The sequence below is a fragment of the Vibrio sp. VB16 genome (assembly GCF_015594925.2).
Taxonomy (GTDB): domain Bacteria; phylum Pseudomonadota; class Gammaproteobacteria; order Enterobacterales; family Vibrionaceae; genus Vibrio.
Genome location: NZ_CP087590.1, coordinates 3,378,964 through 3,392,380 on the forward strand (window position 1 = coordinate 3,378,964; position 13,417 = coordinate 3,392,380).

The following is a 13,417-nucleotide window of genomic DNA, read 5'->3' on the forward strand; positions in this document are numbered from 1 at the left end:
GCGTCTTTGTCTTTATTTGACTCAAAGCACAGATATTAGCTAGATTGTATAACTGGGAAGAAAATACACTGTAATTAAATTACGAGGCAGAAAGGAAATGAACGAGAAATATGCTGCTTTAAAGAGTAACGTGAGAACACTAGGTCACTTGCTTGGCAACACAATTAAGAATGCGCATGGCGAAGAGATTTTAGAAAAAGTCGAACTGATACGCCAACTTTCAAAATCTGCCGAAAGAGAAAACGATCAAGAAGCTCGCGAAGAACTCATTCAGGTAATATCTAACCTACCGGATAACCAGTTAAATCCGGTTGCAAGGGCATTTAACCAATTTCTAAACCTAACGAATATAGCAGAGCAATACCATACGATTTCTCGCCATTGCGATGCGAATATCTGCGAACCAGACGTCATTCACACACTATTTTCAAAGCTAACACAAAACAGTGTGAGCAAATTAGACACTGCTCAGTCTATTAAAGATCTCAATATTGAACTGGTCCTTACTGCACACCCGACAGAGATAGCTCGTCGCACCATGATAAATAAATTGGTGAAGATCAATAAGTGCCTTTCACAGCTCGAACTTAGTGACCTCTCTCCAAGAGAACGTGTTAAGCAAGAACGTCGATTAGAGCAGCTGATCGCTCAATCTTGGCATTCTGATGATATGCGTAAAGAACGCCCAACACCGCTTGACGAAGCTAAGTGGGGCTTCGCCGTTGTTGAAAACTCCTTATGGCAGGCGGTACCCGAGTTTCTGCGTGAATTTAATGACAGAGTGACTGACTACCTTGGCGAAGGGCTCCCTATTGATGCTCGTCCGGTTCATTTTTCTTCTTGGATGGGTGGCGATAGAGATGGAAATCCATTCGTTACCCATGAGATTACTCATGAGGTTCTATATCTATCACGCTGGAAGGCGGCCGACCTCTATCTAGCGGACATCATTGAGCTCGTCAGTGAGCTTTCAATGATCGAATGCACAAATGAATTAAGGCAATTAGCTGGCGACGCACATGAACCTTACCGTGCTGTACTTAAACAGATAAGAACACTGCTCACAGGCACGCTCGAAGTACTGGATGCGAAAGTAAATAGAACGGAAGTTCCTAACAAAGCCATATTAGAGAATGTAAGCCAATTATGGGATCCTCTCTACGCCTGCTACCAATCATTACATCAATGTGGAATGGGCGTCATAGCTGACGGTGCATTGTTAGATACCCTTCGTCGAGTTAAAGCGTTTGGCGTCCATCTTGTACGCTTAGATATTCGCCAAGAGAGTACTCGTCATTCAGACGTACTATCTGAACTTACCCGTTATTTAGGTATAGGCGATTATGACCATTGGAATGAACAAGATAGAATTTCTTTTTTAGTCAATGAATTAAGTTCAAAACGTCCACTTTTACCTCGTAACTGGCAGCCCTCTGAGCAGGTACAAGAGGTTTTAGACACCTGTAGGATAATTGCGAGTCAGTCTCGCGAAGCTTTCGGTTCTTATGTTATTTCAATGGCACGGACCGCATCGGATGTGTTAGCCGTTCATTTACTGCTTCAAGAGTCTGGCTGTCAGTTCCGTATGGACGTATGCCCACTATTTGAAACACTCGATGACTTGAATAATTCAGAAGCCGTCATCAAACAGTTGCTCGAAATTGATTGGTATAGAGGCTTTATCCAAAACCACCAAATGGTCATGATTGGCTATTCTGACTCTGCTAAAGATGCGGGAGTTATGTCTGCGGGTTGGGCCCAATATAGTGCCATGGATGCTTTAGTACGTGTTTGTGATGAAGCCAACATCGAACTCACACTCTTCCATGGCCGCGGCGGCACCATTGGCCGAGGTGGCGCACCAGCGCATGCTGCGCTACTTTCTCAACCGCCGAAAAGTTTAAAGGGGGGGTTGCGTGTAACGGAACAAGGGGAAATGATCCGCTTTAAGCTTGGGTTACCGGATATCGCAGTAAACAGCTTTAACCGCTACGCCAGTGCGATTCTTGAGGCCAATCTTTTACCGCCTCCAAGCCCGAAGCAAGAGTGGCGCGACCTAATGGAAGTCTTGTCACAAGTATCCTGTGAAGCATACCGCTCCATCGTTCAGGGGGAGCCAGATTTCGTTCCTTACTTTAGAGCGGCGACCCCAGAACGAGAGTTGGGCAAGCTTCCTCTCGGATCGAGACCATCAAAAAGAAACCCTAACGGTGGAGTGGAAAGTCTAAGGGCTATTCCATGGATATTCTCATGGAGTCAAAATAGATTGGTTTTACCCGCTTGGTTGGGGGCTGGTGAATCGATACAGTACTCAATCGACAAAGGGCACCAGAACCTATTAGAGGAGATGTGTCGTGAATGGCCTTTCTTCTCTACCCGCCTTGGTATGTTAGAGATGGTGTACACCAAGACCAATATTGAAATTTCCCGATATTACGATCAAAGACTAGCAGACAAGTCACTTTGGCGAATAGGCGATCAATTGCGGGACCAGCTGCAAAAAGATATTAAGGCCGTTCTCAATGTTGAGAACAACGAAAACTTGATGCAAAGCGACCCGTGGGGATTGGAGTCTATCCGATTGCGTAACGTCTATGTTTTACCTATGAATATTCTTCAGGCTGAGCTTCTATACCGAACTCGCCAATCAGATCAACCCTCTGTAGAACTAGAAGAAGCATTGATGGTGACAATAGCAGGTATTGCTGCTGGCATGCGCAACACAGGGTAGAACAAAAAACCACAAACAGGACAGTGTGGCTAAATTATTCAGCACACTGTTCTGTTTGCAATTCAATTCGAGAGGTTTATCATCCTTTTGAGACAATTTGCCCTTTTTTTTTATTTTAACAACAAAATTTAGTGGTATGCTTACGCCCCGTTGTGCCTCAAAGATCGACTATACTCATAACAGGCATAATAATATGGAATCAAACTCCGCAAGTATCTAGGTGGAATTCGGCTGAAGATAGGGAATGACGAACAAACATAGATTTGTCGTTATTCTGAACTGCTAATAAGCAGATCTGTCGTTATTCTGAACTGCAAAATAATTAGTGTCACAAAAAGCACGGAAGCAGTTCAAGTTGTGAGTTATTTGTATTACTAATTATTGGATTTAAGATATGTCATTACCACACGTAATCCTTACCGTTTTAAGCACTCGCGATGCTACCGGATATGATATAACCAAAGAATTTTCATATAGCATTGGCTATTTTTGGAAAGCGAGTCATCAACAAGTTTATCGAGAGCTCAATAAAATGGCTCAAAATGAACTCGTCACCTGTGTTTTGCATCCTCAGGATGGGAAGCCAGATAGAAAAATTTACTCCATTGCCGAAACTGGGCGCCGTGCACTCGGTGAATGGTTTGAACAACCAACAGCACAGGCAACAATAAGAGATGAGTTCAGCGCTAAGTTAATGGCTTGCGCAATCCAACCTACTGCTCCTTTCAGAGAACAAGTATCTATACTTATTGGTGAGTCTAAACAGCTAGTCAGTCATTACAAAGAGATTGAAGCGACTTATTATGGTGACCCAACCAAGCTAGACAAGCACGCTAAATTAGAACGCCTTACTTTAAGACGTAACCTCTTAATACGTGAAGCTTGGATTGATTGGGCGGAAGAAGTGGTTGCTGAATTAAAATCCATGGACTAAAACGACTTCGTTCTAGTCTTTGATTCTAAATAAAAAGGGCTGATGTGAACACATTGACCCTTTTTATTTATTACGGCTTATCTTGTTGGTCTTACACCTAATGTATGGCACAACGCAAACGTCATCTCAGCACGATTTAGAGTATAGAAATGAAAATCCTTCACGCCTTCTCTGCTTAAAATTCTCACCATATCAATAGCTTGACTCGCACCAACCAGTTGGCGAGTTGTTGGATCGTCTTCTAAGCCGCTAAATTGCTGTGCCATCCATCCCGGTACTTTCACGTTATTCATTGCGGCAAAACGAGAGGCTTGCGTAAAGTTAGAAACGGGCAGTATTCCCGGTATTATCTCAGCGTCAATCCCCGCACTCACACAACGATCTCTGAACCTTAGGTAGCTTTCAACATCAAAGAAAAATTGGGTTATTGCACGATTAGCACCTGCATCCACCTTTCTTTTTAAATTAAGTAAGTCGGACTGGGCACTTTTTGCTTCTGGGTGAACCTCTGGAAACGCCGCCACTGAGATATCAAAATCATGTCGTGACTTGAGCAGAGTAACCAAGTCCGATGCATACATATTTGGTACACCACCACCAGCCGGAATATCACCACGCAACGCGACGATATTGCGTATACCATTTGCCCAATAGTCATCCGCAATATCTATAAGCTCATCACGACTTGCGTCGATGCAGGTTAAATGTGGCGCAGCCACCAAGCCTGTCTGATCTTTAATTTCTTTGATAATAGAATGGGTACGGTCACGTTCACCAGAGTTTGCCCCGTAGGTAACCGACACAAATTTAGGTTGAAGTGTTTTTAAACGGTGCACAGAGTTCCACAACGTTTCTTCCATTTTTTCGCTACTTGGCGGAAAAAATTCAAAAGAGACATTAATATCACCAAGCTCCGCGATATTCTGATTTAAGGCATCTAGATGACTAGCGTGTGAATAACTCATAGTTCTCTCTCATTCGGGCTGATCGAATTTGTATTTCCGTTTTGACGTTTAGACGTCTATATGTCTGTAGAATGTAATGAAATGGGATTAATGTCAACATGATGTTCATGAAATTTTTTCATGATATTGGTGAGAGATATTCAAGGGGAATGTAGGAGGGACTAAGGTTAGTTAACATGAATTCGACTCTGGAGATAGATCGATATACCCATGGCAACGACAAGTAAAACTACCACTGCCCCTTTAAAAGCAGTGGCTAGCGTTTACATTTAAAACAGGTTTGATAATCGATTAATATCCGATTGGATCGCGCCGGCGGTTACTTCTCTGCCCGCTCCTGGTCCTCTAATCACCAACGGATTGTCCTTATACCAAGCACTTTCTATCGCAAAGATATTGTCACAGGGAAGCAAGTTAGCCAAAGCATGCTCTTTATTTAGCGCCTCAATGCCTACGGTTGCTTTACCCCCTTTCTGTAAACGAGCCACATAACGCAGTACTCTATCTTCACGCTGTGCTTTTTCTAGACGTTCAGCTAGCTGTTCACTTAGCAACTGACCTTGATCGAAAAACTGATCGATGGACAAATCTTTCAACTCGTCCGGAACAAGAGACGCCACTTTTACGCTCTCTGGTTCAATCGTCAACCCTGATTCACGCGCCAAAATAATGAGTTTCCGCATTACATCTGAACCGTCTAAATCGCAACGAGGATCAGGTTCCGTTAACCCTTGTTGCCAAGCCAATTCAACCAACTCGCTAAATGGAATAGACCCATCAAATTGTTGGAAAAGCCACGATAAAGTACCTGAAAATATTCCAGAGAATGCTGTGATTTCATCGCCACTTTCGCGCAAATCACGAACCGTATGATTGATCGGTAACCCTGCACCCACGGTTGCATTATATAGCCAATGACGCCCTGTTTTTGCAAATGCATCCTGTACTTTATGGTAAAACTCACTTGAAGCAGAACCCGCAACTTTATTGGCAGAAATTAGGTGTAAGCCTTTTTCAGCAATAGTGGGGTATTTCATTGATACCACCTCACTCGCCGTCACGTCGAGTACGATTACCTCATCATACTCTTGTTGGTGACTGAGTTGCTCTAGCCATTCATTACCATCACTTTCTACTGCTTCATCTTCATAACGACTAAGTACACTCGAGGCCTCAATACCAGCCATATTCATCCAATATGTCTGGCTACCCACTACACCTATTAATTCAAAACTCATACCTCGACGTTTTTCTATTTCGCCTTTCTGCTTAGCGAATAGTTCTAGCCAACTAGAACCGATATTGCCTTTACCACATAAAACCAAACCAACTCGCTTTTGTGCCTGAAAGAGTTGAGTGTGGATTCCCTGTACTAAAACAGAGGTATTAGATGTACGTAAAACGGCCGCTAAACTCAAACCTGATTCCGCTTCACACATAAATTCGACTGGTGCATTTTTTAGCTGCTGATAAAAGCCATGACTATGAATTGGGTTTTTCGTTACACCAGCACCAACAGCGGCGACCATTGAATAACCTTCTTTAAGCCGAATATCTGCCTCCGTTGCCGAGTCATGTAGATAACTAAGGGCACCGGATGCGACTTCTGCTGTGTAGGCAAGAAGCAGCTCGCCTTGATCCGCTTGAACTTCATAAGCCAACGGTTGTAATTGAGCTCGTTGGAGTCTTTGTAGCACTTCTTCTTTGGCTCTTTCAAATTCATGTGCGTGGCTAAATATCAGCTCAATAAGCAAAACTTCATCAAGAGAGGTTACTATCTTCGCCCCTCTACCTGAAGCCAACACTCTTTCGATTCTGGTTGAGCCGGCTTCTGGTTGATAGCTGCACCGAAGCTCTAATTCCATCGCACTTTGAGCCACGGGTTGCAGTGTTCTACTATGTAACACAGGTGCTGCCAACCTAGCTAGCTCACTGGCCTCATCTAAGCGTAGAAGAGGCAATAAACAAGCATCATTAACCTTTCGAGGATCGGCACTATAGACACCACAGACATCGCTCCAAATGGTCACTCGATGAACTTCCGCTAATGCACCAATAACCGTCGCAGAGTAATCAGAACCATTTCGGCCAAGCAAAACCGTATCCCCTTGACGATTCTTGGCCATAAAACCGGTAATGACTAATCGGTGTTGAGAATGCTGTGCCAATACTTCTTTCAATAATGGCCATGAGCTCGAACGATCAACCTCTGGTTGCGTGCCAATGTCCGCTCTCAAAAAGTCACGTGAATCGATAGCGACTGCCGCCATTTTTGCTTGACACAAGAGTTGTGAAAGCAACCTTGAAGACCAAACTTCCCCAAGCCCAAGAACCTGAGCTTCTTGCTCTATTGTTAATGGGCTTTGTAAATCAGCTAGGGCAGTAAAATCGGTATGAAGATGGTCCAACATTTTATTGGGTTCATCAATTAACTGTTGTATCAAATCTGACTGAAATCGACGCAATTCCGTTAGTATTTCATGTGCCGTTCGTCCATCTTTATTTAAAGCACTCAACCAATGGATGAGTTGATTGGTCGTGTCTCCAGCCGCAGAAACAACAATTAAATCTTCACTTTGAGAGTACTCGGCAAGAATATTTCTTACTCGTTTATAACACTCTGGATTGGCTAAGCTGCTTCCACCAAATTTATGAAGTTGACGTGTAGCGGTCATTTAAGCTGTCTCCTGAACTTTTTTAAATGCATTATCAAGATCTTCGATAAGGTCTTCACTATCTTCTAGCCCAACCGATAGCCTTAACAGTGTTTGTGCTATCCCTGCCTCTTTTAAGGCCTCTTCACCCATTGCTCGATGTGTCATTGAGGCAGGATGACAGATTAAGCTTTCTACGCCACCAAGTGACTCAGCTAATGAAAAGAGAGATAAAGCGCCAACAAACTCTTCAAGCTTATCCATCGGGCCATTAAAATCAAAACTCAACATAGAACCAAAACCAGATTGCTGCTTTTTCGCAATTTCGTGGCCCGGGTGATCTGGCAGACTTGGGTGATATATAGTGCCAACAAGATCTTGTTTTGAGAGAAAAGCTAAGATCTCACGAGAACTCTCTTCATGGATCCTCATTCGAGCGCCTAAGGTTCTTATGCCGCGTAACGTCATGTAACTATCAAACGGCGTTCCCGTCGCCCCAATACAATTCCCCCACCAGGCAAGCTCTTCGGCATGCTCTTCTGTCTTGGTAACGATAACCCCACCAATCACGTCCGAATGACCATTAATATATTTGGTTGTAGAGTGAATCACAAAATCCGCACCCAGATCTATAGGCTTTTGGTATATAGGTGTCATGAAGGTATTATCAACCGCGACCAGCGCACCAACAGTGTGCGCTTTCTCGCACGTTTCTTGAATATCAACCACTCTAACCAATGGATTAGATGGTGTTTCTAGTAGCACCAACTTAGGTTTTTTGGCTAATGCTTCATCCAGTGCGCTTAGATCGGACTGATCAATAAATAAAACGTTAAAGTCCCCTTTTTGAGCCCGAGTATTAAAAAGTCGATAGGTACCGCCATAACAATCATTCGGTGCAATAATAAGGTCATTAGGCCCAATAAAAGTAGAAACCCAAAGGTTTAGCGCTGACGTTCCGCAATTAGTGACTACCGCACCCTTTCCCGACTCTAGATCGGAAAGGGTTTGCTCTAACATGCCCCGATTTGGATTTCCTGAACGGGTATAATCATATTTAGGCACATCACCAAAACTTGGAAAGCTATAATTGGTCGACAAGTAAATTGGAGGCACAACGGCATGAAACTGAGAGTCAGATTCAATGCCCGTTCGAACGGCGATAGTGGCGGGTTTCTTTTGTTTCATGTGCTGGCTTTCCTTTGCGATCAATTCAGTTTTCATTTTTCTTTATCCGCTAACTATAACTGAATCTTGAACGTTAGAATTAATAACAAGACACTTTACTGTTAGTTTTTTAAGACGTCAATAGCTCTAGACGTCTATATGTCTTTGCTTATGGCAGTAAATCCCGCTAGAATTCTATCCCATAATTGTTTTATGACTATTTTGACAAAGGTGAGCAATGGCTGATTGGAATGGCGAATACATAAGTCCATACGCAGAACATGGAAAAAAGAGTGAGCAAGTTAAGAAGATCACCGTTTCCATCCCTCTGAAAGTTTTGAAAATTTTGACTGATGAACGAACTCGTCGTCAGATTAATAACCTACGACACGCAACGAATAGCGAACTGCTTTGCGAAGCATTCTTGCACGCTTATACAGGTCAACCATTACCAACAGATGAAGATTTGAGAAAAGATCGTCCTGATGATATTCCAACTGAAGTTAAAAAATTAATGACAGAAATGGGAATTGAATTTGAAGCGTTTGACGAAGAATAATTAATCGGTTGGGGGGAAATACTTCACCCAATTGAATTATTTACACAAGCGTGATTATTTTTCTATTTACTTAATACCCATAAACCCGTCATTCCTGATATCACAGGAATGACGGGTTTATGGGTTAAAAACGATCAATATGTTCTATTTTGAATCTCTTTTAGCACATGTAGTTCTCTGGTAGTTCAATTCTTGCAACACCAGACTCTACTGCTGCTACCGCGACGGCTTTGGCAACACGTGGAAGCAAGCGTGGGTCCATTGGCTTTGGTATAATATACTCTTTACTGAACTCAAGTTTACTTACCCCAGCAGCCTTCAATACACCTTCCGGTACCGGCTCTTTAGTCAATTGACGAATCGCTTCAACGGCGGCCAATTTCATCTCTATGTTTATTTCACTTGCACGCACATCTAACGCACCACGGAAAATAAATGGAAAGCAGATAACATTGTTTACTTGGTTTGGATAGTCTGAACGACCGGTACCCATAATTAAGTCATTTCTGACTTGGTGAGCAATCTCGGGTTTAATTTCAGGATCTGGATTTGAACAAGCAAAGACAACGGGTTTATCAGCCATCAATTTCAATGCTTCAGCTGGTAACAAATCTGGCCCTGATACACCTAAGAACAGATCAGCGCCTTCTATAACATCCTCCAACGTACGTTTGTCTGTATTGTTAGCGAACATTTTTTTATATTCATTTAGATCTTCACGACGAGTATGGATAACGCCTTTGCGATCCAACATGTAGATTTTCTCACGCTGAGCACCACATTTAATCAAAAGTTCCATACATGCTGTAGCGGCCGCACCAGCACCAAGACAGACGATGGTTGATTCCTCAAGCGTTTTGCCTTGAAGCTCTATAGCATTAAGCATACCTGCTGCTGTAACAATTGCTGTGCCATGTTGATCATCATGGAACACAGGTACATCACAACGCTCGATAAGTTGACGTTCAATCTCAAAGCAATCAGGGGCTTTAATATCTTCCAAATTGATGCCACCAAAGGTATCCGCGATGGCTGCAACTGTATTTACAAACTCTTCAGTAGTCCGATGTTTTACTTCAATATCGATGGCATCTAAATTAGCAAACCGTTTGAAAAGCAGGGCCTTACCTTCCATCACTGGTTTTGACGCCATTGGACCTAAGTTACCTAAACCTAAGATAGCAGTACCATTAGATATGACAGCAACCGTATTACCCTTTGCCGTGTACTTGTAAACGTTATCAACATTCTGTGCGATCTCCCGCACTGGCTCGGCAACGCCGGGGCTATACGCCAGCGCTAGATCTTCAGCAGAATCTGCAGGTTTAGTGAGTGCTACCGCCGTCTTACCTGGAGTCGGGTAAGCGTGATAATTAAGTGCTTGTTGACGAAAGTCATCTTGTTGGTTGTCTTCGGACATCAGATTTATTTCCAGTTGTAATTGGCAGGGGAGGTTTTTAGTATTCAGATAGATAGTAAATGATCACGACAAAACTTCCTACATAGAAAAAGGTTTAAGTCATAAAGTTTATTTTTATTGTGAGATCAAAAAAAGGACGCATAAGCGTCCTTTTTTATTCGGAATTACAACATAGCAATTACTTGCTAGATAGTGCACCGAAACGTTTGTTGAAGCGATCTACACGTCCGCCAGTATCAACGTTACGTTGCTTACCAGTGTAGAACGGGTGACATTTGTCACATACGTCTAGGTGGATAGATTCTTTTGCAAGAGTTGAGTTAAACTCAAAAGAATTACCGCAAGAACAAGTTGCGCTAACTGCTTTGTATTCTGGGTGGATACCTGTTTTCATGGGAAAACCTCATTATAGGCCGTGTCGCCATTCGATTCTAAGCCGAACACCACACGTATTTACACAAATTGGCATAAATTGATATACCGTCAAGGCGCAGTATATTAATGAAACAAGACATTGGAATCAACTCATTTGAATCTTTTTTCAACAAATTCTTCTTTTCGCGCCTAAATGACTCACTCTGCGCACATATTGTGTCTACCACCTCCCCCTAGTGATATGACACTTTCGTTCCAGTCAATGAGCATCTCTCGTAATTACATTGCGCATCAACTACACTATCCCCTCGTTTCATTAAGCTGACTACTCATCAATAATGCGTCCAACCATTGCTCAAATTGCCCTACCAGTGCCGCTAGACAAGAGGTTTGATTATCTCATTCAAGCTCATCAATTTCCGGTTATCGGTGGTCGTGTATCCGTTTCATTTGGTAGACAAACGCTTGTTGGAATAGTTACTGCTATGGTTCATCAGTCCGACTTCCCAATAAATCAGCTAAAAAGCATCAAGCAAGTATTGGATGTCGAACCTATTTGGCCAGATAATCTTTACACACTTCTTAATTGGTGCAGTCAGTTCTACCAATACCCTTTGGGCGAAACTCTTAGTAATGCGCTACCAACGGCTCTAAGAAAGGGCAAAGCTGCTGAATTTGCCTCGCTTATAGAATGGCAGATCACTGAAACTGGCAGAAATCAATTAATGAGTGGGCTTGGTCGCGCCGTGAAACAAGCCAAGGTAATGCACTTACTTGAAAATGGTTCGATAACACATCAACAAATGATTGATGAAGCGATCTCCAGTTCAGTGTTAAAAACCTTAGATGAAAAAGGTTGGATTGTTTCTACAGAAACAAAACCCAAGACGGATCGTTGGCTAGAGGAACTAGAAAATGCAGGTGAAAAACCAAAATTAAACGAAGAACAAGCGGTCGCTATCGCCACAGTGAACAGCAATAACAACTTTGGTTGTTATCTATTAGAAGGCGTAACAGGATCCGGAAAAACAGAGGTTTATCTGAATCTGATCAAACCTATTTTAGACGCTGGCAAGCAGGCCCTAGTTCTGGTCCCCGAGATAGGACTCACACCTCAGACCATCAATCGATTCAAAAGAAGGTTCAATGTTCCTGTTGCCGTTATTCATTCTGGATTAAATGACACAGAAAGGCTCAATGCTTGGTTATCAGCAAGAGAAAAACAAGCCGGCATTGTTATCGGTACCCGCTCCGCATTACTGACTCCGTTTAAAGATCTCGGCATTATTATTGTCGATGAAGAGCACGACACGTCTTATAAACAACAAGATAGCCTTCGGTATCACGCTCGAGATGTGGCCATAATGCGAGCTCATAAAGAAAATATCCCTATTGTTTTAGGCTCGGCCACACCTTGCTTTGAAACCTTGCAAAATGCCATATCAGGCAAATATCATCATCTTATATTAAGTAAACGAGCAGGTAATGCCCTACCAGCTACACATAAAGTATTGGATATAAAAGGACTCTATTTGGAGGGCGGATTATCGGCGCCTCTAATTGCTGAAATGAGAAAGCACTTAGCGTCGGGCAATCAAGTAATGCTATTTCTAAACCGTAGAGGGTTCTCTCCTGCATTAATGTGTCATGAGTGCGGATGGATAGCGGACTGTAAAAGGTGCGATGCATACTACACCTACCATCAAAATAAAAATGAAATGCGATGCCATCATTGCGGCTCTCAACGCCCAGTAGTTAGTCAATGCCAAGGCTGTGGTTCGACGCAACTCGTCACGGTAGGCGTGGGCACTGAACAATTGGAGCAACAACTCGAATCACTATTTCCTGAATTTAAAACATTACGGATCGATCGCGATAGCACAAGACGAAAAGGCTCATTGGAAGCGGCATTAAAGAGCATTCGGAACAATGAAGTTCAAATACTGATTGGCACTCAGATGCTCGCCAAAGGCCACCACTTCCCTGATGTCACTTTAGTCGGTTTACTTGATGTGGATGGTTCTTTATTCAGCAGCGATTTTCGAGCCTCAGAGCGATTAGCTCAACTCTTTATTCAGGTTGCAGGTAGAGCGGGTAGAGCAAGTAAACCAGGTGAAGTGTTATTACAAACACACCACCCAGAACACCCTTTATTACAAGCACTTCTCTACAAAGATTACCACCACTTCGCACAAACTGCGTTGCTAGAAAGGAAGCGAGCGATGCTCCCACCTTTCACCTATCTAACGCTATTTAGAGCGGAAGCAAATAACAGTGATTTGGTAGAAGATTTTTTGAGACAGGTCAGACATACACTTGAGTCCAATCCATTATTTGACAACTATTCTATGATCATGGGACCCACACCTGCACCTCTAGCAAAAAGGGCAGGGAAAGCGCGATGGCAACTCCTACTGCAAACGCCACACAGAAGCACTATGCAAAAGCTTTTACATAGTGCAAAGGCAGCCATACAGTTGTTACCTTTAGCCAAGAAAGTTCGCTGGTCTATAGATATAGAACCCCAAGACTTAAGCTGATGATTCATCAGTCGAATGTATCGTGCTTTTTATATTCGCCAATGCGACAAAGCTCACACAACTTATGCAAAA

Annotated in this window: 9 protein-coding genes; 4 read left to right on the top strand and 5 right to left on the bottom strand. The window is 42.9% G+C overall.

The window, feature by feature from the left end:
• The first annotated feature begins 97 nt into the window (after positions 1 to 97).
• Both ppc and IUZ65_RS15400 read left to right on the top strand, forming a co-directional pair.
• Positions 98 to 2,731, top strand: a complete 2,634-nt coding sequence (gene ppc, locus IUZ65_RS15395; protein ID WP_195704542.1) for a phosphoenolpyruvate carboxylase — start codon at positions 98 to 100, stop codon at positions 2,729 to 2,731.
• A 394-nt stretch (positions 2,732 to 3,125) separates the two neighbouring features.
• Complete coding sequence (locus IUZ65_RS15400; RefSeq protein WP_195704543.1) at positions 3,126 to 3,665, top strand: PadR family transcriptional regulator; 540 nt, start codon at positions 3,126 to 3,128, stop codon at positions 3,663 to 3,665.
• Positions 3,666 to 3,742: 77 nt separating this feature from the next.
• Here IUZ65_RS15400 and metF read toward each other — a convergent pair whose 3' ends face one another.
• The 3 genes from metF to IUZ65_RS15415 form a co-directional block, all read right to left on the bottom strand.
• The gene (gene metF, locus IUZ65_RS15405) at positions 3,743 to 4,630 is read right to left on the bottom strand and encodes a methylenetetrahydrofolate reductase (protein ID WP_195704544.1); all 888 of its coding nucleotides are present in this window, start codon (positions 4,628 to 4,630) and stop codon (positions 3,743 to 3,745) included.
• Positions 4,631 to 4,899: 269 nt separating this feature from the next.
• On the bottom strand, positions 4,900 to 7,305 hold the full coding sequence (locus IUZ65_RS15410; protein WP_195704545.1) for a bifunctional aspartate kinase/homoserine dehydrogenase II: 2,406 nt from the start codon (positions 7,303 to 7,305) through the stop codon (positions 4,900 to 4,902).
• A complete protein-coding gene (locus tag IUZ65_RS15415; RefSeq protein WP_195704546.1) occupies positions 7,306 to 8,472 on the bottom strand; it encodes an O-succinylhomoserine (thiol)-lyase in 1,167 nt (388 codons plus the stop codon).
• A gap of 217 nt (positions 8,473 to 8,689) precedes the next feature.
• Between IUZ65_RS15415 and metJ the strand changes: the two genes are divergently transcribed.
• The gene (metJ, locus tag IUZ65_RS15420; protein WP_195704547.1) at positions 8,690 to 9,010 is read left to right on the top strand and encodes a met regulon transcriptional regulator MetJ; all 321 of its coding nucleotides are present in this window, start codon (positions 8,690 to 8,692) and stop codon (positions 9,008 to 9,010) included.
• 160 nt (positions 9,011 to 9,170) lie between these two features.
• On the opposite strand, the gene IUZ65_RS15425 is transcribed toward metJ, so the two are convergent.
• Both IUZ65_RS15425 and rpmE read right to left on the bottom strand, forming a co-directional pair.
• The gene (locus tag IUZ65_RS15425) at positions 9,171 to 10,430 is read right to left on the bottom strand and encodes a malic enzyme-like NAD(P)-binding protein (protein ID WP_195704548.1); all 1,260 of its coding nucleotides are present in this window, start codon (positions 10,428 to 10,430) and stop codon (positions 9,171 to 9,173) included.
• A gap of 178 nt (positions 10,431 to 10,608) precedes the next feature.
• Complete coding sequence (rpmE, locus tag IUZ65_RS15430) at positions 10,609 to 10,824, bottom strand: 50S ribosomal protein L31 (protein ID WP_195704549.1); 216 nt, start codon at positions 10,822 to 10,824, stop codon at positions 10,609 to 10,611.
• 319 nt (positions 10,825 to 11,143) lie between these two features.
• Here rpmE and priA point away from each other — a divergent pair, with 319 nt between their 5' ends.
• A complete protein-coding gene (gene priA / locus IUZ65_RS15435; protein WP_195704550.1) occupies positions 11,144 to 13,345 on the top strand; it encodes a primosomal protein N' in 2,202 nt (733 codons plus the stop codon).
• The last annotated feature ends 72 nt before the right edge of the window (positions 13,346 to 13,417 follow it).